Annotated in this window: 23 protein-coding genes; 20 read left to right on the top strand and 3 right to left on the bottom strand. The window is 53.8% G+C overall.

The features are described from left to right. Positions 1 to 383 precede the first annotated feature (383 nt). From rph to ACE99V_RS14610, 10 genes are all read left to right on the top strand, one after another. Complete coding sequence (gene rph / locus ACE99V_RS14655) at positions 384 to 1,166, top strand: ribonuclease PH (RefSeq protein ID WP_400491976.1); 783 nt, start codon at positions 384 to 386, stop codon at positions 1,164 to 1,166. After that, positions 1,159 to 1,758, top strand: a complete 600-nt coding sequence (locus ACE99V_RS14650) for an XTP/dITP diphosphatase (protein ID WP_400491975.1) — start codon at positions 1,159 to 1,161, stop codon at positions 1,756 to 1,758. Before rph ends, ACE99V_RS14650 begins: the two co-directional genes overlap by 8 nt. Before the next feature lie 2 nt (positions 1,759 to 1,760). Continuing rightward, complete coding sequence (locus tag ACE99V_RS14645) at positions 1,761 to 2,285, top strand: metallophosphoesterase family protein (protein ID WP_400491973.1); 525 nt, start codon at positions 1,761 to 1,763, stop codon at positions 2,283 to 2,285. 129 nt (positions 2,286 to 2,414) lie between these two features. After that, positions 2,415 to 3,707: a trigger factor gene (gene tig / locus ACE99V_RS14640; protein WP_400491972.1), complete on the top strand. Its 1,293-nt coding sequence runs from the start codon at positions 2,415 to 2,417 to the stop codon at positions 3,705 to 3,707. Between the two features lie 191 nt (positions 3,708 to 3,898). Continuing rightward, positions 3,899 to 4,480, top strand: coding sequence for an ATP-dependent Clp endopeptidase proteolytic subunit ClpP (gene clpP / locus ACE99V_RS14635; protein ID WP_400491970.1), 582 nt, complete (start codon positions 3,899 to 3,901; stop codon positions 4,478 to 4,480). A gap of 21 nt (positions 4,481 to 4,501) precedes the next feature. Continuing rightward, a complete protein-coding gene (gene clpX, locus ACE99V_RS14630) occupies positions 4,502 to 5,767 on the top strand; it encodes an ATP-dependent protease ATP-binding subunit ClpX (RefSeq protein ID WP_400491968.1) in 1,266 nt (421 codons plus the stop codon). A 168-nt stretch (positions 5,768 to 5,935) separates the two neighbouring features. Beyond that, complete coding sequence (gene lonB, locus ACE99V_RS14625; protein WP_400491966.1) at positions 5,936 to 7,633, top strand: ATP-dependent protease LonB; 1,698 nt, start codon at positions 5,936 to 5,938, stop codon at positions 7,631 to 7,633. 135 nt (positions 7,634 to 7,768) lie between these two features. Next, positions 7,769 to 10,123, top strand: coding sequence for an endopeptidase La (gene lon / locus ACE99V_RS14620; protein ID WP_400491965.1), 2,355 nt, complete (start codon positions 7,769 to 7,771; stop codon positions 10,121 to 10,123). After that, positions 10,104 to 10,748 (top strand): ribosome biogenesis GTP-binding protein YihA/YsxC, encoded by a 645-nt coding sequence (yihA, locus tag ACE99V_RS14615; protein WP_400491963.1) that lies wholly within the window; start codon positions 10,104 to 10,106, stop codon positions 10,746 to 10,748. The genes lon and yihA overlap by 20 nt, the downstream gene beginning before the upstream one ends. 28 nt (positions 10,749 to 10,776) lie before the next feature. After that, positions 10,777 to 12,129, top strand: a complete 1,353-nt coding sequence (locus ACE99V_RS14610; RefSeq protein WP_400491961.1) for a protein O-GlcNAcase — start codon at positions 10,777 to 10,779, stop codon at positions 12,127 to 12,129. Positions 12,130 to 12,309: 180 nt separating this feature from the next. Here ACE99V_RS14610 and ACE99V_RS14605 read toward each other — a convergent pair whose 3' ends face one another. After that, positions 12,310 to 13,251: a DMT family transporter gene (locus ACE99V_RS14605; RefSeq protein WP_400491959.1), complete on the bottom strand. Its 942-nt coding sequence runs from the start codon at positions 13,249 to 13,251 to the stop codon at positions 12,310 to 12,312. A 232-nt stretch (positions 13,252 to 13,483) separates the two neighbouring features. On the opposite strand from ACE99V_RS14605, the gene hemA reads away from it, so the two are divergent. The 8 genes from hemA (at position 13,484) to ACE99V_RS14565 (ending at position 21,299) form a co-directional block, all read left to right on the top strand. After that, on the top strand, positions 13,484 to 14,854 hold the full coding sequence (hemA, locus tag ACE99V_RS14600; protein WP_400491957.1) for a glutamyl-tRNA reductase: 1,371 nt from the start codon (positions 13,484 to 13,486) through the stop codon (positions 14,852 to 14,854). 24 nt (positions 14,855 to 14,878) lie between these two features. Further along, on the top strand, positions 14,879 to 15,697 hold the full coding sequence (locus ACE99V_RS14595; protein ID WP_400491955.1) for a cytochrome c biogenesis protein: 819 nt from the start codon (positions 14,879 to 14,881) through the stop codon (positions 15,695 to 15,697). A gap of 20 nt (positions 15,698 to 15,717) precedes the next feature. Continuing rightward, positions 15,718 to 16,656: a hydroxymethylbilane synthase gene (gene hemC / locus ACE99V_RS14590; RefSeq protein ID WP_400491953.1), complete on the top strand. Its 939-nt coding sequence runs from the start codon at positions 15,718 to 15,720 to the stop codon at positions 16,654 to 16,656. Next, complete coding sequence (locus tag ACE99V_RS14585; protein WP_400491951.1) at positions 16,653 to 17,453, top strand: uroporphyrinogen-III synthase; 801 nt, start codon at positions 16,653 to 16,655, stop codon at positions 17,451 to 17,453. The genes hemC and ACE99V_RS14585 overlap by 4 nt, the downstream gene beginning before the upstream one ends. Further along, a complete protein-coding gene (gene hemB, locus ACE99V_RS14580; RefSeq protein WP_400491949.1) occupies positions 17,437 to 18,411 on the top strand; it encodes a porphobilinogen synthase in 975 nt (324 codons plus the stop codon). The genes ACE99V_RS14585 and hemB overlap by 17 nt, the downstream gene beginning before the upstream one ends. Before the next feature lie 8 nt (positions 18,412 to 18,419). Beyond that, entirely contained in the window at positions 18,420 to 19,703 is a 1,284-nt protein-coding gene (gene hemL, locus ACE99V_RS14575) for a glutamate-1-semialdehyde 2,1-aminomutase (RefSeq protein WP_400491947.1), read from the top strand. A 313-nt stretch (positions 19,704 to 20,016) separates the two neighbouring features. Further along, on the top strand, positions 20,017 to 21,048 hold the full coding sequence (locus tag ACE99V_RS14570) for a TIR domain-containing protein (protein WP_400491945.1): 1,032 nt from the start codon (positions 20,017 to 20,019) through the stop codon (positions 21,046 to 21,048). Next, positions 21,045 to 21,299: a hypothetical protein gene (locus ACE99V_RS14565; protein WP_400491943.1), complete on the top strand. Its 255-nt coding sequence runs from the start codon at positions 21,045 to 21,047 to the stop codon at positions 21,297 to 21,299. The genes ACE99V_RS14570 and ACE99V_RS14565 overlap by 4 nt, the downstream gene beginning before the upstream one ends. A 255-nt stretch (positions 21,300 to 21,554) precedes the next feature. On the opposite strand, the gene ACE99V_RS14560 is transcribed toward ACE99V_RS14565, so the two are convergent. Then, on the bottom strand, positions 21,555 to 22,046 hold the full coding sequence (locus ACE99V_RS14560) for a Gmad2 immunoglobulin-like domain-containing protein (protein WP_400491941.1): 492 nt from the start codon (positions 22,044 to 22,046) through the stop codon (positions 21,555 to 21,557). 109 nt (positions 22,047 to 22,155) lie between these two features. Beyond that, complete coding sequence (locus tag ACE99V_RS14555) at positions 22,156 to 22,851, bottom strand: alpha/beta family hydrolase (protein WP_400491939.1); 696 nt, start codon at positions 22,849 to 22,851, stop codon at positions 22,156 to 22,158. Positions 22,852 to 22,978: 127 nt separating this feature from the next. Here ACE99V_RS14555 and ACE99V_RS14550 point away from each other — a divergent pair, with 127 nt between their 5' ends. Both ACE99V_RS14550 and ACE99V_RS14545 read left to right on the top strand, forming a co-directional pair. Further along, positions 22,979 to 23,779, top strand: coding sequence for an alpha/beta fold hydrolase (locus ACE99V_RS14550; RefSeq protein WP_400491937.1), 801 nt, complete (start codon positions 22,979 to 22,981; stop codon positions 23,777 to 23,779). Between the two features lie 83 nt (positions 23,780 to 23,862). After that, positions 23,863 to 25,737, top strand: a complete 1,875-nt coding sequence (locus tag ACE99V_RS14545) for a bifunctional metallophosphatase/5'-nucleotidase (RefSeq protein WP_400491935.1) — start codon at positions 23,863 to 23,865, stop codon at positions 25,735 to 25,737. Positions 25,738 to 26,140 lie beyond the last annotated feature (403 nt).

Here is a 26,140-nt window from a genome sequence, read left to right as displayed (position 1 = left end):
GCTGTCGAGAAAGTCTCGGCAGCCCTTTTTGTTTAGGAGCAGTCTCCATCGCCCTTATTATTGTGAAGGCAATGGTCGACCGAACACTTCAACCTAATTAGATGTCTATTTAATGAAATGCTAACAAAGGTTCATAAGCTGTCGAAGTTGTTCGTAAACATGTAGAAAGCATTTTGCGAGAGTGGCAGAAGGTTTCCTGCGTTTGGTATAATGAGCAAAGTTTACGAAAGAGGTGCAGCACCCAAAGGGCACCCGGATGTCGCTTGCCAAAGCAGCAGATCGACGAGGGGGCGCGACGATGCAGTACCCTACGGGCACCCGGGTCTGGCTTGCGTGCGGAAGCATCCCGGCGCAGGGTAGCCAGTAAGAAGGAGGAACATGGAATGAGACATGATGGTCGTGCCAACGATCAATTGCGCCCTGTGAAGATTACGCGCAATTACATCAAACATGCGGAAGGCTCTTGCCTGATCGAAGTAGGAGACACCAAGGTAATCTGTACGGCAACGCTGGAGGATCGCGTTCCGCCGTTCATGCGCGGCGGCGGCAAAGGGTGGGTAACAGCCGAGTACTCCATGCTTCCCCGAGCGACGGAAACCCGCAACCCGCGTGAATCGTCGAAAGGCAAGGTGGGCGGCAGAACAATGGAAATTCAGCGGTTGATCGGACGCGCCCTGCGCTCGGTGGTACATCTGGAAGCGATGGGGGAGCGGACGATCTGGCTTGATTGCGACGTCATTCAGGCTGACGGCGGAACACGTACCGCTTCCATTACCGGCGCCTACGTGGCTATGGTGGACGCGATGCACAAGCTGGTGGAAAACGGCACCTGGAAGCAGCTGCCAATCCTTGATTTTCTCGCCGCGACCTCGGTTGGCGTCATCGAGGGAGAAGCGATGCTGGATCTCAACTACAAGGAAGATTCTTCGGCCATCGTGGACATGAATATCGTCATGACCGGACAAGGGAAATTTGTCGAGCTGCAGGGAACGGGCGAAGAAGCTCCGTTTACCGGAGAACAACTGCAGGATATGCTCAGTCTTGGGAAAAAGGGCATTGAAGCGCTGATTGAAAGCCAAAAGCAGGCGCTTGCCGACGTCCCGCTTCACTTCATGCCGACGGAGGTACCGAAAGCGTCGGCCGTTGCGGAGGAGAGCCATGTCTAACCCGAAGCAGATCGTGCTCGCCACCAGAAACCAGGGAAAGGTTCGGGAATTTAACCGCCTGTTCGCCGATCTGGGTTGGGAAGCAGTCAGCCTGGACGCGTTTTCGGACGCACCTGAAGTGGTGGAGGACGGGGAAACCTTTGAGGCAAACGCATTGAAAAAAGCGACAACCATCTCTGCCTATTTGGGAGTAGCTGCTGTCGGTGACGACTCCGGGCTGGAAGTGGACGCACTGGAAGGGAGGCCGGGCGTCTACTCTGCCCGGTACGCCGGAGAGACGGCTACCGACGAGGAGAACTGGCGCAAGCTTCTAAAAGAACTCTCAGGAGTGCCGTTGGAGAAGCGGACTGCCCGTTTCCGCTGCGTACTGGCGCTGGTTGAGCCGGGCAGGGAGCCGATCGTGGCAAGCGGCCATTGTGAAGGCGTCATCGTGCACGAGCCTGCGGGAACGAACGGATTTGGCTACGACCCTGTGTTTTTCCTGCCGCAACAAATGCGCACGATGGCCCAGCTGTCCGCGGAGGAGAAGAACCGCATCAGTCACAGGTCCATGGCCCTTCGCTGTCTGATGGAGAAGATCAAGGGGGAGTAAGCGTGAGCATTCTCATCATGAGCGACACGCACGGATTGATCCGTGAGGTGAAACAGGTCGTCGCCCGCCATGCCGCAGATCAAATCTTTCATTGCGGGGATTTTTGCGTTGACCACAGCAGGGAGCCGTTTCGTTCCATGCATCTGGTAAAAGGCAACTGCGACACGGCCAAGGACGTACCGGCGGAACGGAAAACGGAGTGGAACGATCTGCGCATTTTCCAAACGCACGGCCACCTGTTTGGCGTGAAAAGCTCGCTTCTGCGCCTGCATTACCGCGCGGAAGAGGTGGGGGCAAACGTAGTCCTGTTCGGTCACTCTCACTTTCCCGTGTGCGGGGTGGAGAGGGGGATTCTGTTTCTCAATCCGGGCAGCCTGCAGCTGCCGCGGGGATTTGATGTTCCCACCTACGCTGTGCTGGAACAGACGAATGTGACAGATCAGGAGGTCAAGGTGACCGTGGTCTTCTACAACCACCAGGGGGACAAGGTAAAGCAGCTTGGCGGAAATTATTCTCTTCGCCGTTGACTTCTTGAAATTCGTCTAATATGTGATATACTAGAATGGTTATAATGGCAGTAAAATTGCTCCTATTTCTGGAAGGGTCTTCGATGAGGAGCAATGTCGCGTGGATTCAATCTAGGAGGGGAAGTTTAAGTGGCAACAAAATGGGAAAAGTTAGAGAATAACCAGGGAGTTCTTACGGTTGAAGTCGATGCCGCGCAGGTAGATGCAGCATTGGACCAAGCGTTTAAAAAAGTAGTGCAAAAAGTAAACATTCCTGGTTTCCGTAAAGGTAAAATTCCGCGCAAGATCTTTGAAGCGCGCTTCGGTGTAGAATCCCTCTACCAGGATGCTCTTGACATCCTGCTGCCAACTGCTTACGGACAAGCTGTTCGTGAAGCCGGCATCGAACCGGTTGACCGTCCGGAAGTAGACGTGGAGCAAATGGGCAAAGGGCAAAATCTCATCTTTAAAGCAACCGTTACCGTAAAGCCGGAAGTGAAGCTGGGCGACTACAAAAATCTCAGCATCGAGTCCAAGGACTTTACCGTAACGGCTGAAGATGTGGAAGCAGAACTGAAGCGCATGCAGGAACGTCACGCCGAGCTGGTTGTTGTAGAAGAAGGCAGCGCGCAAAATGGCGACATCGCCATGATCGACTTCGAAGGGTTCCAGGACGGCGTAGCGTTTGAAGGCGGAAAAGCTGAAAACTACACACTCGAACTCGGTTCCGGCACGTTCATCGCCGGTTTTGAGGAGCAAGTAATCGGCATGCAGGTCGGTGAAGAAAAGGAAATCACCGTCACCTTCCCGGAAGAGTATCACTCTCCGAACCTGGCTGGCAAAGAAGCGGTCTTCAAAGTGAAGCTGAACAGCCTCAAGCGTAAAAACCTGCCTGTTCTGGACGACGAATTTGCCAAAGACGTAAGCGAATTCGACACTCTGGATGAATTGAAAGCGGACATCAAGAAGAAGCTGGAAGAAAAGGCAGAGCGCGAGAAAGACACATACGTTCGTGAACAACTCGTTCTCAAAGCGGCTGAAAACGCTGAAATCGAGATTCCGGACGTCATGATCGAGCAGGAGCTGGATCAAATGGTAAACGAGTTTGCACAGCGTCTGCAGTTCCAAGGCATGAACATCGATCTGTATTACCAATTCTCCGGCATGGATGAAACCAAGCTGCGCGACCAACTGCGCGCTGATGCAACCACCCGCGTGCGCACTGCACTGACGCTGGAAGCAATCGGCAAAGCGGAAAACATCCAGGTGACAGAAGAAGATATCACCGAAGAATTGAACAAGCTGGCTGGCATGTACGGACGTCCGGCGGATGAACTGCGCAAAATCTTCACTGCGCAAGACGGACTGGCTGGATTGTACCGCGATGTACAAACACGCAAAACCGTTGATTTCCTGGTTGCAGAAAACAAAGTAACTGCATAATGTAGTACAGATGCGGGGTCGAAAAGGGGACAACGCTCTCGAACAACCGATCAAGAAAAGGATGAGTCAAGGCACGATATAGTCGTGCCTTGTTTTTCCACCCACCTTTTTTCTTCAACACCTGCCAACACTTTGCAAATGGACGTAACCGCCTTTTTGCATTACCTTTGAGTAAAGGAGGTAAGGTACATATGCTGATCCCTATGGTGATCGAAACAACCAACCGAGGAGAACGGGCTTACGACATATATTCGCGCCTCTTGAAAGACCGGATTGTCTTTCTTGGCAGCGAAATTGATGACGATGTCGCCAACCTGGTCGTTGCGCAGCTCTTGTTTCTTGCCGCGGAAGACCCGGAGAAAGACATCCATTTGTACATAAATTCTCCCGGCGGTTCGGTTACGGCAGGTATGGCTATTTACGACACCATGCAGTTCATTAAACCGGACGTGTCCACCATCTGTGTGGGCATGGCGGCAAGCATGGGGGCCGTACTGCTGGCTGCGGGTGCAAAGGGCAAGCGCTACGCCCTGCCAAACAGTGAAGTGATGATACATCAACCGCTCGGCGGTGTGCGCGGTCAGGCGGAAGATATCCGCATTCATGCGGACTGGATTCTCAAGACCAAGCGCCAGTTGAACCAGATTTTAGCCGAGCGGACGGGTCAATCGTACGAGCGCGTGGAACAAGACACCGATCGAGACAACTTCATGAGTGCGGAAGAAGCCAAAGCATACGGGTTAGTAGACGCCATCATTGAACGCAAAAATTGACCCGACAAGAGGTGAAGGTGAATGTTTAAGTTTAACGACGATAAAGGCCAGCTGAAATGCTCGTTTTGCGGAAAGTCCCAGGAGCAGGTGCGCAAGCTGGTAGCTGGCCCTGGCGTATATATTTGCGACGAGTGCATTGAACTGTGCAACGAGATCGTGCAGGAAGAGCTGGGGACGGAAGAAGAAATCGACATGAAAGAGATTCCGAAGCCGATGGAAATCCGCAAGATTCTCGACGATTACGTCATCGGTCAGGATTTGGCGAAAAAATCCCTGTCTGTGGCCGTATACAACCACTACAAGCGGATCAATTCCGGCGCCAAGATCGAAGACGTGGAACTGCAAAAGTCCAACATCGTCCTGATCGGGCCGACCGGAAGCGGCAAGACGCTGCTCGCTCAAACACTGGCGCGCATTCTCAACGTGCCGTTTGCGATTGCGGACGCCACCTCTCTTACCGAGGCCGGATACGTGGGCGAAGACGTGGAAAACATCCTGCTGAAGCTCATTCAGGCAGCTGATTACGATGTGGAAAAAGCGGAAAAAGGCATCATCTACATCGACGAAATTGACAAGGTGGCCCGCAAATCGGAAAATCCGTCCATCACCCGTGACGTGTCGGGTGAAGGTGTGCAGCAGGCACTCCTGAAAATTCTCGAAGGTACGGTGGCAAGCGTTCCTCCGCAAGGCGGCCGCAAGCATCCGCACCAGGAGTTTATTCAAATCGATACCTCCAACATTCTTTTTATTTGCGGCGGTGCGTTTGATGGCATCGAACAGATTATCAAGCGCCGCATCGGCAAGAAAGTTATCGGGTTCGGAACCGACCTCGTCGATGGCGTGAAGGGCGACCTGAAACCGGGCGAGTACCTCAAGTACGTCCTGCCGGAAGACATGCTGAAATTCGGGTTGATCCCTGAATTTGTCGGCCGTCTGCCTGTGCTGGCCACGCTTGAGCCGCTGGATGAAGAGACACTGGTGCGCATCCTCACAGAGCCGAAAAACGCGCTCGTCAAGCAGTACCAAAAGCTCTTGAGCCTGGATGGCGTCGAGCTTGATTTCGAACCAGGGGCACTCAGCCAGATTGCCAAAGAGGCGATCAAGCGCAACACCGGCGCCCGCGGCCTCCGTGCCATTATCGAGCAGATCATGCTGGACATGATGTACGAACTGCCGTCCCGTGACGACGTGAGCAAGTGCCTGATCACGGAAGAGACGGTTCGCGACAAGGTAAAGCCCATGCTCATGACCAAAGAGGGCCGCGAGCTGCACGGCGAAAGCGCCTAGACTCTATCAACGTACAACCACCCCCTTCCATTTCGGGGTGGTTTTTATCGTGTTGGACTTCGGAGCTGTGGCAATTTGTCGTTTACTCCCACGCACGCAAGGCAATACTACTCAATATAGTCAAGAGACGTTTCTACATAGCAAATAGAAGCGTGGGAGGGATAGCCGATGGACTATACGACATTTGTCATTGCCTGTATCGAAGTGGTCGTTGGGATCATCATAGGAACCTATTTTTGGAACCTGCTGCGAACGCAGCGAACCGCAAAAACGTCAACTGACCGGGAGTCTCGCAAGGACCTGGATCAACTGCGAAAATTGCGCATGATCGCGCTTACGGAACCGCTGTCGGAAAAAACACGGCCTACCAAACTGGAGGAGATTGTCGGCCAGGAGGATGGCCTGAAAGCATTGCGGGCAGCCTTGTGCGGACCCAATCCCCAGCACGTGATCATCTACGGACCGCCGGGAGTCGGAAAAACAGCTGCGGCTCGCGTCGTATTGGAGGAAGCGAAGAATAATTCGCTTTCTCCGTTTAAAAGCGACTCCAAGTTTGTGGAGATCGACGCGACCATCGCCCGTTTTGACGAGCGCGGCATCGCCGACCCGTTAATCGGTTCCGTCCATGATCCGATCTACCAGGGGGCGGGGGCACTGGGGCAGGCCGGCATTCCGCAGCCAAAGCCCGGCGCGGTCACCAAGGCTCACGGAGGCATGCTTTTTCTCGATGAAATCGGCGAACTGCATCCGGTGCAAATGAACAAGCTGTTGAAGGTGCTGGAGGACCGGAAAGTAATGCTGGAGAGCGCCTACTACAGCGAAGAGAACACACAGATACCCTCGCACATTCACGACATTTTTCAATACGGATTGCCGGCTGACTTCCGTCTCGTCGGAGCAACCACGCGGACTCCGGAAGAACTCCCCGCAGCTCTGCGGTCCCGCTGTCTGGAGATTTTTTTCCGTCCGTTAAAACCGGCCGAAATCGGAAGCATCGTGAAGACGGCTGTCGCCAAGATGGAAATCTCGATGGACCCGGAGGCCATCGGCGTCATTGAGCGATATGCGACCAACGGCAGGGAAGCGATCAACACCCTGCAAATTGCAGCTGGAATTGCTTTGACGGAAAGCAGGAATCACATACTCCCGTCCGACGTGGAATGGGTGGTGCACAGCAGCCAGAAATCTCCCCGTCAGGAAAAGCAGGTACATCAGACTCCGCAGATCGGGCTGGTTAACGGTCTGGCCATTTACGGACCCAATATGGGCAGTGTTATGGAGCTGGAAGTAACCGCCAGCCGCTCTGTCGCGCCGGGCAACGGCAAGGTGACGATGACCGGACTGGTGGAAGAGGAGGAGATGGGCACCCGCAGCCGTACCATCCGCCGCAAGTCCATGGCGAAAGGCTCGATCGAAAATGTCTTGACCGTGCTGCATCGTCTTGGCATCCAGCCGTTTGACTACGACCTGCACATCAACTTTCCCGGAGGGGTGCCGGTAGACGGGCCTTCTGCCGGTATCACCATCGCAACAGCGGTCTATTCGGCCATCATGGAGAAGCCCGTGGACAACCTGGTCGCCATGACCGGAGAGGTAAGCATTCATGGAAAAGTAAAACCGGTCGGCGGCGTCGTGTCCAAAGTGGAAGCGGCCCGTCAGGCAGGCGCCAAACGCGTGCTAATCCCCGAGGAAAACTGGCAATCGCTGTTTGCGGAGATGGAGGGCATCGAGGTGGTACCGGTATCGACCGTACAGCAGGCCATTGAACTGGCACTGGTGAAAACCGTGCAGCCTGAAGAGGATTCCGCTTCCTTTACCCTGCAGGTGGCTCCTGAGGATCTCGCCTCTTCGCCGCTGTCTTTATAGGCAGGACCCATAACGGGCAAGTGTGGCACAGATTAGACATTGTCATACAATTGCGCTACAATGGTACAAAAACGGCTAACACAGCCGTTTTTATACATTGGAAACCTGATTGAGAACAAGGAGAGGTGCATAAGCTTGGGCGAACGTTCCGGTAAACGAGAAATACCGCTTCTCCCTTTGCGCGGTTTGCTTGTGTATCCAAGCATGGTGCTTCATTTGGATGTAGGGCGTGAGAAATCAATTAAAGCCCTGGAGCAGGCCATGGTGGATGACAACAAGATATTACTGGCGACACAAGAAGAGGTTCAAATAGAAGAACCAAGTGCTGACCAGATTTACAATGTGGGAACCGTGGCGCGTGTAAAGCAGATGCTGAAACTGCCGAACGGAACGATCCGCGTGCTGGTGGAAGGGCTGCAGCGCGCGAAAATTGAGGAGTACCTGCGGCATGACGACTATTTCCAAGTCGCCATTACATACCTGGAAGAAGAAGAAGTAAACGAGAATGAAGTGGAAGCGCTGATGAGGGCCGTACTCAGCCACTTCGAGCAGTACATTAAGCTGTCCAAAAAGATTTCTCCCGAGACGCTCACCTCTGTCAGCGATATTGAGGAACCGGGTCGTCTCGCTGACGTGATTGCCTCCCATCTGCCGCTGAAGATGAAGGATAAACAGGAGATTTTGGAGACCACCAACATCCAGGAGCGGCTGGAAATCCTCCTGACCATCCTGAATAATGAACGCGAGGTGCTGGAGCTTGAGCGCAAGATCAGCAACCGCGTCAAAAAGCAGATGGAACGTACGCAGAAGGAGTACTATCTCCGCGAGCAGATGAAGGCAATCCAGAAAGAGCTGGGGGAAAAAGAGGGGCGTCAGGGTGAAGTGGATGAGCTCCGCGCCCAGTTGGACAAATCCGACGCACCCGAGCGGATCAAGAAGAAAATTGAAAAAGAACTGGAGCGGCTTGAGAAAATGCCCTCCACTTCGGCGGAAGGCAGCGTCATCCGCACCTACATCGACACCTTGCTGGCCCTGCCGTGGACGAAAAAGACGATTGACAACCTGGACATCAAGCACGCAGAAAACGTGTTGAACGAAGACCATTACGGTTTGGAAAAGCCAAAGGATCGCGTGCTGGAGTACCTGGCTGTACAAAAGCTGGTCAACCGCATGCGGGGGCCGATCCTTTGCCTCGTCGGCCCGCCTGGCGTGGGAAAAACCTCTCTCGCTCGCTCCATCGCACGGGCGCTGGAACGTGAATTCGTCCGGATTTCCCTTGGAGGCGTACGCGATGAAGCGGAAATTCGCGGCCATCGCCGCACCTATGTAGGAGCGATGCCGGGCCGCATCATCCAGGGCATGAAATCGGCGGGAACAGTCAATCCCGTGTTTTTGCTGGACGAAATCGACAAGCTTGCGTCAGATTTCCGGGGAGATCCGGCGTCCGCCTTGCTCGAGGTGCTTGATCCTAACCAGAACGACAAGTTCAGCGACCACTACCTCGAAGAGACGTATGATCTGAGCAACGTCATGTTCATCACGACGGCCAACTCGCTGCACACCATTCCCCGACCGCTATTGGACCGGATGGAAGTCATCTCGATCTCCGGCTACACCGAGTTGGAAAAACTGAAAATCATGCAAGGTTACCTTTTGCCGAAACAAATGGAGGAGCACGGACTCGGCAAGGATAAGCTGCAGATGAACGAAGAGGCAATGCTAAAGGTGGTTCGCCAGTACACGCGGGAAGCGGGTGTCCGCAACCTGAATCGCGAAGTGGCCAACATCTGCCGCAAGGCCGCGAAGCTGATCGTCAGCGGTGAAAAGAAAAAAGTGATCGTCACCCCCAATACCGTGGAGTCTCTCCTCGGCAAGCCACGTTACCGCTACGGCTTGGCGGAGAAGGAAGACCAGGTCGGGTCCGTAACCGGCCTCGCCTGGACGGAAACCGGCGGCGACACGCTGAACGTGGAAGTAAGCATCCTGCCGGGAAAAGGCAAGCTTACTCTCACCGGCCAGTTGGGAGATGTGATGAAGGAGTCGGCGCAGGCGGCGTTCAGCTATATTCGCTCCCGCGCAAACGAATGGAATATTGATCCCGAGTTCCATGAAAAGTATGACATCCACATCCACGTGCCAGAGGGAGCCATACCAAAAGACGGACCGTCTGCGGGCATTACCATGGCGACAGCGCTCGTCTCCGCCCTCTCTGGCATTCCTGTGCGAAAAGAGGTGGGCATGACGGGAGAAATTACGCTCCGCGGTCGTGTTCTGCCGATCGGCGGGCTGAAGGAAAAGGCGCTGTCCGCACATCGTGCCGGTCTGACGACGATCATCCTGCCCAAAGAGAACGAAAAAGACGTAGACGATATTCCAGAGAGCGTGCGAAATGATTTGAAGTTCATCCCGGTAGAACACATGGATCAGGTGTTGGTTCATGCACTGAAAAATCAATCGCTGGTGAAAAAAGATGAAAATAACGTCCGCTGAGTTCGTCATTAGTGCAGTTGCACCGAAACAGTATCCGACCGACGGCCTACCCGAGATCGCTTTGGTAGGTCGCTCCAATGTCGGAAAATCCTCATTGCTCAATAAAATGATGAACCGCAAATCGCTCGCCAGAACCAGTTCCCGACCGGGAAAAACGCAAACGCTCAATTACTTCCGTGTCAACAACCAGCTCTACTTCGTCGACTTCCCCGGCTACGGCTACGCCAAGGTAGCCAAGTCGATCAAAGAGCAGTGGGGCAAGATGATTCAAACCTATCTGTCGAAGCGAGAGGAACTGCGCTTTATCATCCAGCTCGTTGACATTCGGCATGCTCCCAGCAAGGATGACATCGCCATGTACGACTGGTGCAAGCAAATCGGGATCCCGACTGTTGTGGTGGCAACAAAAGGGGACAAAATAGCCCGCGGCAGATGGCAAGCGCACACCAAAGTGATTCGGGACCAGCTGAAGCTCCGGGACACCGACACCATCATCGTCTTTTCTTCAGAGACAGGGCAGGGCAAGGAGGAATTGTGGGCCGAAATCATGCGGCGTCTGAAGGAGCAAGAAGACGCAATCCCTGCCAGTGAAACAGCGGCTGAAAAGACAGCGGGACAGGAATAGATATGGGACGGGGAGAGGGGGAACCACGTTGAAACCATACGAGTACTTTTCCATACGAGGCGTAATCGAAGGGTTTTACGGAACTCCTTGGGCCCACGCTGAGCGGATTGATATGATCGCCTTTCTCAAGCGGCATGGCTTCAACGCCTACTTTTATTCTCCCAAGGACGACCCCTATTTGCGGGAGCGCTGGCAGGAGCCTCATCCGGAGAGAGCGCTAACCGACATTGCAGACCTGATTCGGGAATCCCGGGAACAGGGAGTCGACTTTATCTACTGTCTCAGTCCTGGTTTGAACATGGAATACAGCAGCACCAGCCACTTTGACCGGATGATGGACAAATACCGGCAGATGTATGAGCAAGGTGTGCGGAAATTCGGTCTGCTGTTTGATGATATTCCCCAGCAGCTTTTGCACGCCGAAGACCGCGTCCGTTTTGCACATCTGGCCGAAGCCCATGCGGCGACGACCCTGAAGGCGTGGGAGGTGCTGCAGGGCTGGGGGGAAGAGGTCAGCCTGATCATCTGTCCGACGGTGTACAACGGACTCGGGAATGAACCGTACATTACCTATTTGGGCAGACAGCTTCCGCCGGAAATCCATCTGTTCTGGACAGGTCGTTTTGTCTGTTCACCCTTTCTCACAGAGGGGGATGCCGTTCGTTTTTACGAGTACACCGGGCATCGGCCTCTCTATTGGGACAACTATCCGGTGAACGATCTGGCGATGGCAAACGAACTGCACATCGGGCCGCTGCTTCATCGCGATCGGCACCTGTACCAGCATGCGGCGGGATACGTTGCCAATGCGATGGAGTACGTGGAAAGCTCCAAGATCCCGCTCATTACCATTGCCGATTACCTGCGTGACCCGGAAGGCTATGACCCTGTGGCCTCGTGGCAAAAGGCGGTGGAAGAAGTGGCCGGGACAGCCGATTCCCCCCACTTTCTCCGCTTCGCCGACAACGTCCAAAGCTCATTTTTAAACGAACAGGAGTCCCCGCAGCTGCTTGAGGCCTTTCAGGAGTTCCGGTTTCACTTCCTGCACGGCAATCAGCGCAAGGCTGTCAGCCAGTTAAAATCGCTCTTCACTGAAATGGAGCAGACGGCAGGCTACCTGATGACACGGATGAAAAATCGCAAGCTGGCCGCAGAAATCCGCGGCTGGCTGGAGAAGTACCTGCTTTGGGCCAAAGTAGGGCAATCGGCAGCGTCGCTAATCGAAGAAGGCGTGCGCGGACGGACGGCACAGGCTGTTTTCCACCTGATTCGGCTCAAGCAGCTGTTGAAGCGGACGGAGCGCTTGCCGCAAAAAGTGTGCGGCAATGTCATGAAGCTGTTCGTGGACGCCGTGCTGCAAGAGGTGCAGAAAGCACGGTAAGTCGGTCAGGTGCACGTTAGCTATCGCTGTGCCGAGTGGGGTCCCCTTCTTCGCCGGGCGGGGCCTCGAACACTTTTCTAGCGGCTGTATGGGATGTCCAAATTTATAAATTCTTATACACGAATCAAAAAAAGCGGCTTGCCCAACCAGAGGGGCATGCCGCTTTCCTGTTTTTCCTGTTTACGCCGACTCCTGGTTTTTGCTCTGATTGGGCCGTTTTTTGCGCCATGAATTCCACCAGGCTTGAATCGGCAGCTCTGCCAAAATCATCCCGGAGAAAATCAGGAGACAGCCTAGCAGCTGACGGACTGTCAATATCTCGTGAATCCAGATGTACGAAGTGAGGGCGGCGAAGACCGGCTCCAGTGCGAAGATGAGAGCAACGCGTGTAGAGCTGGTGTACTTTTGGAATGCAGTTTGTGCAAAAAACGCGAGGGCAGTGGCAAAAATCGAGGTGATAAACAATCCCCAGGCCACTTCAGGCGCTAGCAGTACCGTTGGAGTAAACGCGCGCTGCCAATCTTCAAACAATACGGCGTAGCCAAAGCTCATTACGGCTACCGTCGCCAGCTGTACGATGGCCAGCGGAAGCGCCGGATACACCGGAGCGTATTTGCCGGTGATCACGATCTGAAGCGCAAAAGAGATCGCGCAGCCCAACACGAGCATGTCCCCCAGGTTAAGTGACAAGGATTGATTCAGCGTCAACAGATACAGTCCGAAGGCAGCCAGCAGCACGCCGACAATGGCCGCAGGCTTTACCCTGTCCTGCAAAAAGAGCAGGGATAAGAGCGGTACGAGTACGACGGCCAGACCGGTAATGAATCCTGCTTTCGACGGTGTCGTGTACAACAGACCCACGGTTTGCAGGGCGTAACCGAGACAAAGCCAGAACCCGATGATGACGCCCGCCCTTACGAGAGGCAGGGTGAACTGCTTCAACTGCTCCCGGGCTGCCAGGACCAGAACCAACAGCAAAAAAACGGTGGCGATGGAAAAGCGCACCGCGTTGAAGGTGTTGGGCGGCAGCTCGGCGATTGCCTTCTGAACCACCAAAAAGGTAGCTCCCCAGATGAAGGCGACCAAAAACAAGGTGGCATCGGCGAACCATTGCTTTTTCAATTGGTATTCTCTCTCCTCCCGGATGGTTCCCTTTTTCTCCAGTTGGTAATCTTCCCAGCATCATAAGCCATTCGGATCCAGAAAGCAAGGAAAAAACATCGAGATCGAGACGGGTCGAAAGTGCGCTCCGTTAATAAACTTTTCACATTTTAAACTGGTGGTTTGAGGACATAATGTTATAATAATAGTGCATTTTAGATAGAGTCATTGCACGCGATTCTGGGAGGACGTTATGGATATCCTTTTGCTGGGTCTCAACTACAAAACGGCACCTGTCGAAATTCGCGAAAAGTTTACTTTCAGCGACGACAGCACGGCTCGGGCTCTTCATCTCCTCTCCCAGACGAAGAGCATTGCCGAATGTATCATTATCGGCACCTGCAACCGCACGGAAATTTACGTTGTTTGCGACCAGCTGATGGCTGGCCGTTTTGAAACACGTAACTTCCTGTCTGGATGGTTCGGCGTGGACAAGGATGAGTTTCAGAACCACCTGTACGTAAAGGAAAACGAAGCGGCAATTGAACACCTGTTCCGTGTCACCTGCGGTCTCGACTCCATGGTGATGGGGGAGACGCAAATTCTCGGTCAGGTTCGGGACGCGTTTTTGCTTGCTCAGCAGCACGAGACGACCGGAACGGTGTTTAACACGCTGTTTAAGCAGGCGATTACATTTGCGAAACGGGCTCATACCGAGACGGGGATCGGACAAAACGCCGTATCCGTCAGCTACGCGGCGGTGGAACTGGGGAAAAAGATCTTCGGTTCCTTTGACGGCAAGGAAGTGCTGATTGTGGGCGCAGGCAAGATGAGTGAGCTGACCGCCAAGCATCTGCACACAAACGGTTCCTCGCGCGTGCGTGTAGCGAACCGCACACTGGAACGGGCCCAGCTCCTGGCTGAGAAGTTTCAAGGGGACGCCTGTACGATGGAGCAGCTGCCCCAGGCGCTGCTCACAGCAGACATCGTCATCAGTTCTACGGGTGCGACGGGCTATGTCATTACCAAGGAACAACTCAAGCCGATCATGAAACAGCGGAAACATCGGCCGCTGTTTATGATCGACATCGCGGTACCGCGCGACCTCGATCCGAACATTCACGACCTGGACAACGTGTATCTCTACGACATCGATGATCTGGAAGGCATTGTGGCCAGCAACCTGGCAGAACGTTCCAAAGAGGCGGAGCGTCTCGAAGGCATGATTCGCGAGGAAATCGTGGCATTTACCACCTGGTACCAGACACTCGGGGTCGGTCCGCTCATTGCCGCCTTGCGGGAAAAAGCCCTCGCCATCCACAACGACGCCATGCGCAAGATGGAGAACAAGCTGCCCAATCTGACTGAACGGGAACTGCACATCATTCGGAAGCATACCAAAGGCATTATCAATCAGTTGTTACACGAGCCCGTTGTTCGATTGAAAGAATTGGCAGCGAAAAAGGATGGAGACGAGGTGCTGGAGACGTTTTCCACCATCTTCGCGCTTGAGGAGATCCTGAAGAGAAACGAGCAGGAAGCGAACTGGGAGGCAGAGAAAAAAAAACACCTGTCCGATCGTGAGCAGGTCCTGATGCCTCAAAGAATCGGGCAGGGAAACTGATAAAAGAAAGAGAGGAGAGAGTACATGGCCGACACGAGATGGATCTACGACTTGACGATCTTTCTCTACGCAGCAAGTGTTCTCTTCTATTTCAACGACTTCTTGCAAAGCAACCGGAAAGTCAATCGCTTGGCTTTTGGGTTGCTTGCTGTCGTTTGGGCGCTGCAAACCGCTTTTTTTGTCTCACAGATGGCCGAGAAAGCATATTTTCCCGTCATAACGCTGTTTGAGACGCTCTTTTTTTATTCGTGGGTACTCGTAAGTCTATCGCTTGTCATCAACTATTTTTTTCGAATAGATTTACTTATTTTCTTCACCAATGTGATTGGATTCGTCGTGCTGACCCTGTCGATGTTTTTGCCGGAGACGCCAACGGCAGCCGTACCGGAAACGCTCACGTCCGAGCTGTTGTTCATCCATATTACGCTGGCCATTGTCAGCTACGGGGCCTTTTCCTTGTCCATGATTTTTTCCGCCATGTATCTCTTGCAGCATAAGATGCTGAAGAAAAAGCGATGGACCCCGCTCCTGCAGCGCCTGCCGAGCCTTGAACGACTGGAGACCTACGCCTATCACATGAACATGCTGGGGGTGCCCATGCTGCTTCTGGCCATCATTCTCGGGATCATCTGGGGCCGTCTGGTACTTCCGGGAGAATTCTGGATCGATGCCAAGGTCGGGCTGTCCCTGCTCGTTCTTTTCGCTTACTCCTATTGGCTGTACAAACGCTTCAGCGACACCTGGCATATGCGCAAGCTCGCGTTGTACAACCTGATCGCATTTGCCCTGCTTCTCATCAACTTCTTGGCGACAGATACGTCAAGTTTTCACCGGTGGTTGTAACCACGGAACAGGAGGCCATCATGAAACACTGGAAAGTGGGAACGCGCCGAAGCATGCTGGCGCTGACCCAGACCCAATGGGTCGTCGATCAACTGAAAGCATTGGACCCTGACGCAACCTTTGAACTGCGCGAAATCGTGACGAAGGGAGACCGGATTCTTGATGTCACGCTCTCGAAGGTAGGCGGAAAAGGACTTTTTGTAAAGGAAATCGAACAGTCTCTTCTGGACAAGGAAACCGATCTGGCGGTACACAGCCTGAAGGATATGCCGGCAGAGCTTCCGGAGGGACTGGTTATCGGGGCGATACCGAAGCGCGTCGATCCTCGCGACGTCCTGCTCTCAAAAGAGGGGAAAACGCTGGAGGAACTGCCCCAGGGCGCCCTGGTAGGCACCAGCAGCTTGCGCCGTTCCTCTCAGCTGCTTGCCTATCGGCCCGACATCCAGATCGAATCGCTGCGCGGCAACATCGATACCCGCGTCCGCAAGCTGAACGAGGGCAACTTTGACGCCATCGTACTGGCTGCAGCCGGGCTGGAGCGGGTAAACTGGAACGGGACGATCAGCCAGTACTTGCCGGTGGAAATCAGCGTGCCCGCTGTCGGTCAGGGAGCACTGGCCATCGAGTGCCGGGCTGATGACGAAGAGATGCTGGCGCTCTTGAAGAAGTTCGATCATGCGCCGACCCGCCTGGCGGTTACGGCGGAACGCAGTTTCCTGCACAAGCTGCAGGGAGGCTGCCAGGTGCCGATTGGGGCCTACGCTACGATAGACGAATCCGGTGCCAAGCCGGTCATTACCTTGACAGGTCTCGTGGCCGCACCGGATGGTTCCCGTGTATTCAAGCACACGGCCTCCGGTACGGATCCGATCGCGCTGGGGCGGGACCTCGCTGAGCAGCTGCTTGCCAAAGGGGCAGACGACGTACTGTCCAAGGTCCTGAAGGAGAATCAGGCGTGAGTGAGAAACCGCTCTCAGGCAAGCGGGTAATGGTCACGCGCTCCCGCAGCCAGGTGCGCGAACTGGCGGAGCTGATCGAAAGCCTGGGGGGTGAAACATACGCCTTTCCGCTGATCAAAATGGTTCCGCCGCGCAACAGCGGCCCGCTCGACGAAGCGCTCAACCGGATCGAGACGTTTGACTGGGTAATGTTCACCAGTCCAAACGGTGTCCGTTTTTTTCTTAAGCGGATGGATGAGTTGGGGATCAAGCGGAGCCGGCTTACAGCCAGGCTTGCGGCAGTTGGGCCAAGGACAGCGGCTGTTCTTCGGGAAAACGGTCTTACGGTCAGTGTGCTTCCCGCCGAGTTCGTCGCGGAAGGTCTCTTGGGCAGCCTGCGCGGTCGGCTGAAAGCGGGTGAGACGGTTCTCCTGCCCCGCGCTGACATTGCGCGAAAGACGCTGCCTGAAGAGCTGAGCCGATTGGGACTGTACGTGACGGAGGTAGACGCCTACGACACTGTGATCGACGGCGAAAATGCGGCAGAAGCCGCTGAAATGCTGAAAAGCAATGCGATTTACGCAATCGCGTTTACTAGCTCATCTACAGTGAAACACTTTGTTCAGGTGATGGAACCGTACGGCCTTCCCGCCCTGCTGGAGGGCGTGCTGATCGCCTGCATCGGACCGATTACCGCCGAGACGGCCGCCCAACTGGGGCTAAAGGTTCATGTCGTGGCCGAACAGTTTACCGTGGAGGGTCTGGTGAACGCTTTGTTATCCATACAGGGAGGGGATTCACATGGCAGTAACGTTTGATCGTCACCGCCGCCTGCGCACCAGCGCGGCGATGCGCAATCTTGTCCGGGAGCATCACGTTCGTCTGGAAGATTTGATTTATCCGCTGTTTGTCGTTGAGGGTACGGGGGTAAAAGAAGAGATTCCGTCCATGCCGGGAGTGTACCATTTCTCCCTCGACCAGCTGCAGGCGGAGTTGAAAGAAGTAGCGGAGCTGGGCATTCAGTCCGTTCTGGTGTTCGGTGTACCGGAACACAAGGACGCCTGTGGTTCCGAAGCGTATGCGGAAAACGGCATCGTGCAGCAAGCCATCCGCCAGATCAAGGAAACCCATCCGGAGCTGGTGGTGATCGCTGACACCTGTTTGTGCCAGTACACCGATCACGGTCACTGCGGGGTATTGCACGAAGGCGACGTCGTGAATGACGAGACGCTGAAGCTGCTGGCGCAAACCGCCGTCTCCCAGGCCAAGGCTGGTGCAGACATCATCGCTCCCTCCAACATGATGGACGGTTTTGTGGGCGCGATTCGCGAGGCACTGGACGAAGCGGGATTCGTGAATGTGCCCATCATGTCCTATGCAGTGAAATACGCTTCCGCATACTACGGTCCTTTCCGCGATGCGGCGCACTCTGCACCGAAGTCGGGTGACCGCAAGACCTATCAGATGGATCCGGCAAACGCGCGCGAAGGATTGCGCGAAGCGGCTGCTGACGTTCTGCAGGGTGCCGACTTCCTGATGGTGAAGCCCGGCCTGGCCTACATGGACATGGTGCTGCGGTTGCGTGAGAACTTTGACCTGCCGATCGTGGTGTACAACGTAAGCGCCGAGTACTCCATGGTGAAAGCGGCGGCAGCGCAAGGTTGGATCAACGAAGAGCAAATCGTGATGGAAACGCTGGTCGGCTTCAAGCGGGCCGGTGCCGATCTGATTATCACGTACCATGCCAAAGACGTGGCAAAATGGCTGGCGAGGTGAAACCCCACATGAAGAGAGAAACATCGACACGGTTGTTTGCGGAAGCGCAGCACTACATACCAGGCGGAGTAAACAGCCCGGTGCGCGCGTTCAAAAGCGTGGGGGGCAATCCTCTCTACATTGAAAAGGGGGAAGGCTCCCGTATCTATGACGTCGACGGCAACAGCTTTATCGATTATATCGGTTCCTGGGGGCCGCTGATCCTCGGTCATGCCCATCCGCGGGTGCTGGCAGCCATTCAGGAAGCGGCTGCGCTGGGAACCAGTTTCGGTGCCCCGACGGCGCGGGAGACAGAAATGGCGAAGCAGGTGTGCGAGATCGTACCGTCCGTGGAAGTCGTTCGGATGGTCAACTCCGGCACGGAGGCGACGATGAGCGCGCTGCGCCTGGCACGCGGCTACACCAAGCGGGACAAGATCATGAAGTTTGAGGGCTGCTATCACGGCCACGCAGACAGTCTTTTGATCAAAGCAGGCTCCGGCGTCGCGACGCTGGGCTTGCCGGACAGCCCGGGTGTGCCGGAGACGACAGCGGTCAACACGATTACAGTGCCATACAACGATCTGGACAGCGTACAACTTGCCTTTGAAAAGTTCGGAAACGAGCTGGCAGCCGTGATCGTGGAGCCAATCGCAGGCAATATGGGTGTCGTGCCGCCGCAGCCGGGCTTTTTGGAAGGCCTGCGGGAAATTACCGAGAGTCACGGTACGCTCCTGATTTTTGATGAAGTCATGACCGGGTTCCGCGTAGCCCGCGGCGGTGCGCAGGAGCTGTACGGCATCACGCCTGACCTGACGACGATGGGCAAGGTAATCGGCGGAGGTCTGCCTGTCGGCGCTTACGGAGGCAAACGGGAAATCATGAACCAGGTGGCCCCTGCCGGACCGATTTACCAGGCAGGAACGCTATCCGGCAACCCGCTTGCGATGGCTGCCGGGTTGACCACTCTGCAGGAGCTGGGCAAGCCGGGCGTCTACGAGCAGCTTGAAAAGCGGTCGGCCCGTCTCGCGGAAGGACTCGCGGAAAACGCCCGCAAGCTTGGATTGCCGCACACGTTGAACCGGGTGGGTTCGATGGTCTGTCTGTTCTTTACGGAGACACCGGTGATCAACTACGAGACGGCCAAGACGTCCGATCTGAAGCGCTTTTCCGCCTACTTCCACTATCTGTTGGAGGAAGGCGTCATGATTCCACCGTCCCAGTTTGAAGGCATGTTTGTATCGCTGGCGCATACCGATGAAGACATTGAGCGTACCATCGAAGCGAGCTACAATGCGATGAAAAAGCTGTAAATAGACCCGCTCGGCATGAGCTTTCCTCAACCCACTTGGCGGTAGCTTTTGCTGTGCCGAGAGGGACCCCTTTCTTCGCGGGAAGTGGCCCCGAACAAGGGGCTGTATTTGATGTACGAATGAACCAGTGGCTCGGAAGAATGAAACAAAGAAGGGCTCTTGCATTGTGTATCGATCACGATGTAAGAGCCTTTTATTATCTAAAGACGCAGAGCTGATCGCATTCCCGTTTTGTGTCCGAGCTTTTCTAAAGTTGGAAAGATTTTGTATAATGAAAAAGACTATGCACAACGAATGAAAAGGAGCACAAAATGTGATTAAACCCCCCAGAAAACCGAAATTATTCATTGGCTCGTCTCGAGAAGCGATTCATTATGCCAAAGCGGTTCATTCCGTCCTGCATAAGCAAAAGGTAGTACAAGTGATCCCTTGGTATGACGGCACGTTTAGAGGCAATATGTATACCATGGAAGACCTGGAACGTCGGCTTGACGAATGTGACTATGCTGTCTTTATATTCGCTGCGGATGATGTGGCGCTTATTCGTGGAAAACATGTCTTCATTACAAGGGACAACACTATTTTTGAAATGGGACTATTTTGGGGGAAACTCAGAAGAATGCGTGTGTTCTGCGTCGTGCCGCAGGAGGTCGAGGTCAGTGACGGAGAGCACATCAAAGGCATCAAGGTGGACAAACTGCATGTATTATCCGATTTAAACGGTCTAACGTTGCTGGAGTACGAATATGCTCACGACAACGAATTTGAGGCTGCTGTATCCGTCGCATGCGGGGAAATCAAGAAAAATATTGAATCTGCGGACGAACCATTTTTTATTGATCCGGTTGACCAAGCACAGCGCTGCGGCAGAATCGTAAAATTGCTTTGGGAGTATGCCCGTATCGTACCCATAACAGAGGATGCATTATTGACCCAAAAGTACCATGCACTATGCGAGGCGATACGGATATCCTTTGCAGCACCTCCGATCGGCAATTCCAGCGTCACTCATGTTGCCCTATATTCGAAACAGGGATCTGATGGAATGAAATTTGTTGGGGGGAATATAGACAAAGATGCCTTTTACTCGTTCCAAACCGACAATCCGAATGAGGAACCTAATATTGTAACGAAAGTGCAGCGAAGTTCACAGTGGACCTTCACGCATGAACAGCACTTTTCAAAGGTAAGCGTGCTATGTTATCCTTTAGGTAACGAACATGTTCTCTCCGTAAGGCTGACTGGGGACACTGTTCTTTCAAAAGATCATTTGCAAATGGTTGTTGAGCAAAATGCGGAGCTTTTAACCACAATCAAACATTTAGTAGGAGGGGATTCGAAATGAAGGACAGAATGAAAGCTAGACGTGGACGATGTAACGGATCTGTATCCTCTAACGGTTTGATTTGGTGGAGCAATGCTTCAGGTTCCCGAAAAAACATGAGGCCCAAACGGCGTTTACTTGTTCAAAGAGGGGTTATTTTAAAAGCTCAAGCACCCAAAGTTTTCATTGGACCTTCAGTTGAAGGAAAACGAATGAAACTGGTGGAAGTCGTCAGTGGATCCGTTGAGGACAAAAAGCCTTTTTACGTATAAAACTACGTTCCAATAAACAGCACGGCTTTATAGGCCGTGCTGTTTTTCTTAGTGTATAAGAATTTATAAATTTGGACATCCCTACAGCCGCTAGAAAAGTGCTCGGGGCCCCGCCCGGCGAAGCGTTAGCTAATGCCGGGTGGGTTTTCTTGTTCATAAGTCAGTCTGTGTTATTACCGCATAGAGCTTTGTAACATGGTTCATTACGTTCTAACTTACTGAGCAAGGGGGGCTTTCGTGTGTGATGCAGTTCGCTCATTCCGGCAACGGTATCGGGAGCTCCATCCTCCTGCTGCCGTCTTTCGCGCTTGTCTCGAAGAGGATGAGCATGAGGGTGGAATTGGGTTCCGCTTTCTTTACCTGTAGCGTAAACTGAAAATTTCCCCATTCCGGCGCGCCTTTCTCTGCCATGACGGATCCCTTCGCCAGTTCGTTGTGTCCGTCCTCTACAACGTAATCCACCATCGCTTCAAAAATCCGCGCTTTTCCCCGCACTTCATACTCGCCGTCTTTGATTTTCTTTACCGTTACTTCCTGAAAAATCTCGTTTTCATAAGGTTTGGTCTGCGTGTCTGGAGCAGGCGTTTGCGGCTGCTGCGGCTGTGGAGGAGTTGCAGGGGGCTGCTGCGGCTCGGTTACGGGTGGATTTGCCGGGGTTTCGGTCACGGGCGGTTGTTCGTTGACGGGAACGCATGCTTGCAGAAGCAGGAGACTTCCTGTTGCCAAGGCCAACAAAGTAGCTTTCATGGGTGTCCCTCCAGCAGGTGTTTTTTCCGACTGTCAATGTGTAAGACGCAACGAATGCGGCAGATGTTTCGCCAGTTTCTTTGCCTTGTATGGCATGATCCTTTTTTTCCTATGGAAGAGAATTCGTTAGCAGCGGGGAACCTTCCACAAATCTGTCAAGCTGCTTCATGACTCTCTGCATCACCGCCAAAGAAGCCGACACGTCCCATCCAATCTCAAGAGCATGGTTGGCCTCTTGGATGACGGATAGACGGATGTTTGGCTTTTGTGAGCGGATGGCCTCCAGATTCGCCTCGTGGTAGAAGTGATCATTCGTCCCGATCACAATCAGCATCTCCTGCTGGCAATCCATCAGGCTTTTGGCCAGCTTCTCGTTGTCGATGATCGGCGTCAGCAGAACGGCTTTAGCCGCGGCAAAACGTGGGTCCCGGCACAGGCCGTTCGCGATCGGCATCGTACCTACCGATTTTCCGAGAAACAGGAAGTTTCCGTAGGAGTGTTCGGCCAGTACCTTCTCTGCGACTGCGTTCACATCCTCGTACATCCAGTCGCTTTGCTCCTCCCTGGACAATTCCCAAAACGCGGGTTTGTCCTGGTAATTGTACTGAATGTGAACGACATCGATGCTCTTTTGAAGCATGAGCATCGTGGAATAGTAGAGGAGAGGCTTGTCGAAGGAGTAACCGGTGCCTGGACACATGAAACAAACCGTTTCGCTCCGTGTTTCCGCGGGGCGAATTTGCACATAGGGGATGTTCGAACGTTTGCCGATTGCAAAATGATTGAGCACCTGTGGCGGCTTCATTGACGATCAACTCCCATTCATCGTTTCCCCAAATGATGGGGGACGGGTAAAAGAGACGTCAAGACTGTGTTTAAAACTGCCCCCGAAACGGTTACAATCTAAAAAACGGAAAAAGGAAGGGATTTCCATGAAACGGACGTTTACAGCGAACTCAGTCACATTGTCTTACCGCGACGCAGGCAGCGGGACACCGCTTGTCATGATCCACGGCTTTTGCGGAAGCTCGCAGTACTGGCAGGAGATCTTTCCCGCGTTATCCCAACAGTTCCGTGTGATTGCCCCCGATCTGCGCGGGCACGGCGACAGCTCCGCTCCCGATGAGACCTACACGATGGAACGAATGGCAGACGATCTGGCCTGTTTGCTGGATCACCTGCAGCTCCCCAAGGCGATCCTGTTCGGACACTCGCTGGGCGGATACGTCACGCTTGCCTTTGCCGAGAAGTACGCGGACAAGCTTTTTGGTTATGGACTGGTTCACTCCACCGCTTATCCGGATGATGAAAAAGGGAAGGAAAACCGGCAAAAAGGGATGGACAGCATCCGGGAGAACGGAATGGAGCCGTTTGTCAAGGCACTGATCCCAAAACTGTTCGCCCCTCAGAACCTGAAGGCCATGCCGGAAGCGGTTCAACTGGCAAAGGAAATCGGCTGTGCCACCAATCCCCAGGGAGCGATCCGTACTTTGGGAGGGATGCGGGAGAGGCCTGACCGGAATGACGTACTGAGCAGATCGGAACTGCCCGTGCTGTTGATCGCCGGGGAGAATGATCAGATTATCCCGGTAGAAAAAACCTTCTCCGTTGATGCTCCGCATGTGGTCCGGGAGATGATTTCATCTGTCGGACATATGAGCATGCTGGAAGCTCCTGAAGAGTTGAATAAAATAATCAGACAATTTGCGGCGTCGATCACCTCTAAAATCTAGCTAACTTCTCGAAATATTTGGTATAATTCTAGATATGTGCTGATATTTGCTATTTTTGTAAATGAGAGAGGGGATTCTTACACATGAAAAAGGCACGTCGCATTAGCGCGGCACTGCTGGCGGGCGTCATCAGTTCGTCTTTGATGGCGAGCGCAGCGTTTGCCGCACCGGTTCATCCGGTGAATCACGTGGATTGGTTTGTGAAAAAAGCGATTGTCATCGGGGGAGTAGGCGGGCAACTGGAGCTGGAGCGCAATGTTACCCTGGCAGAAGCAGCGGCGGTATTTTCCAGGTTGAAAGGAGCCAAGTTGCAGGCCGCAGCTACCAAAGGCAGCCACTGGTCCGCTCCTTATTTGGCCTGGGCCAGGACGCAAGGCGCGGTCACACAGGACGATAGTAAAAACCCGACGCAACCGCTTTCTTCCGCCAAATTGACAGAAATCGCCAATAAGCTGGGCTACGAACTGAATCTTGAAAACAAGGCGCAAGTGACCCGCGGGGAGTTCTTTCAGGCGATGGGCGATGCCGCAACCACCCACGTAACCATTGCCCACACCAATGACGTGCACGGCCATATCGAAGAAAACGCAAACGGGAAGGAGTTCGGATATGCCAAAATCGCCACTTTGCTGAAACAATGGCGTGAAGAAAACGATAACTTCCTCTTGCTCGACGCGGGGGACACCTTCCAGGGAACCGTGTTCGTCAACCAGTTCAAAGGCGAATCGATTGTTCCGATTCTCAATCACCTCGACTACAACACCATGGCAGCAGGCAACCACGAGTTTGACTTCGGCTATGAACAGCTCCTCAAGCTGCGGGACATGCTGGAGCACCCGGTGATTTCAGCCAACGTGTTTAAGGCAGACGGCAAGGAGCTGCTGGTTCCGACCTACTATGCAGAGGCGGGCGGCAAGAAGTTCGCCTTTATCGGGTTTGTAGCCGAAGATACCCCGATCCTTACCCATCCGGACAACGTCAAAGGCTTGACCTTCAAAAACCCGGTAGAGGTAGCCAAAGTGGCTGTACCAAAACTGAAACAACAAGTGGATCACGTTATTGTCGTCTCCCACGTGGGCATTGACGTGGACCGCGAAATGGCGAAAAACGTTCCAGGAATCGACCTGATCGTAGGGGGGCACTCCCATACTCCGCTGAAGACGCCGGAAGTGGTAAACGGAACCTACATCGTTCAGGACTGGGAGTACGGCAAATCGCTCGGACGCGCCGACCTTTACTACCTGGGGAAAGAACTGGTCGCTTTCAGCGGCGGTCTGGCTGAATACGATGAAAAAGTACAGGCTGACGCCGAAGTGGACAAGATGGTAAAAGAGGTTGTCAAGAAGATTGACGAAGTGATGAACGTAGTGATCGCCAAGACGGAAGTGCCGCTGGACGGTGACCGTACCCTGGTGCGCACTCGCGAGACGAATGTAGGCAACCTGATTGCCGACATCATGCTGGAGCGCACCAAAACGATCAAGGGACAGGAAGCTGATATCGCCCTGACCAACGCCGGCGGCATTCGCACGCAGCTGAATGCCGGCGACATCACGAAAAAAGATCTCTACACGCTGCTGCCGTTCCCGAATACCCTCGTCGTCGTTGAGGTAACCGGGGAAGAGCTGAAGCAAGCGCTGGAAAGCGGCGTGAGCGAAGTGGAAAAAGGGGCGGGCCGCTTCCCGCAAATCAGCGGCATGTCCTTCACCTACAATCCGGCCAAGCCGGCGGGCGAGCGCGTGGTAGAGGTCAAAGTGGGCGGTCAGCCGCTCGACCTGAAGAAGACGTACAAGCTGGCAACCAACGATTTCATCGCTGCAGGCGGGGACGGTTACACTTCTCTGAAGAAACCGGCCTTCAATACCGGGCTTACTCTCTACAGTCTGGTGGAGGAAGCGTTCATCCAGCGCAAAGCCCTCCATCCGACAGTGGAAGGACGTATTGTCGAAGTTAAATAAGGAATACCGTAAGACAGGAAGCTGAATCTTCCTGTCTTTTTTCTTGGTGTATAAGAATTTATAACATTGGGACATCCCATACAGCCGCTAGAAAAGGGTTCGGGGCCCCGCCCGGCGAAGAAAGGGACCCCACTCGGCTCAGCGATAGCTAACGTCGAGTGGGTTGAGGATAGCTAGTTTCCCCTGAAAAATTCCTGGGGTAAGTCAAAAACAAAAGGAATTCAGCTCTCTAAATGGAAGTAGTGTTGTCGAGGCAATACATCCAAAAAGAGGGACTGAATTCCTTTCTTCATAAAGAAATTCAACAGTGCTCCTCGAAAATCCTTTTTGAGGTGAGCGATTATGTTAAAACTTCGTAACGAGCAAATCACATTGTGGGATACCCTTCTCCCTGAACCAATCC

Origin of the sequence: Brevibacillus soli (assembly GCF_044759095.2) — a bacterium.
GTDB lineage: Bacteria > Bacillota > Bacilli > Brevibacillales > Brevibacillaceae > JBIYSM02.
The sequence above is the reverse complement of the archived record's forward strand: the minus strand, read 5'-3'. Positions and strand labels throughout refer to the sequence as shown.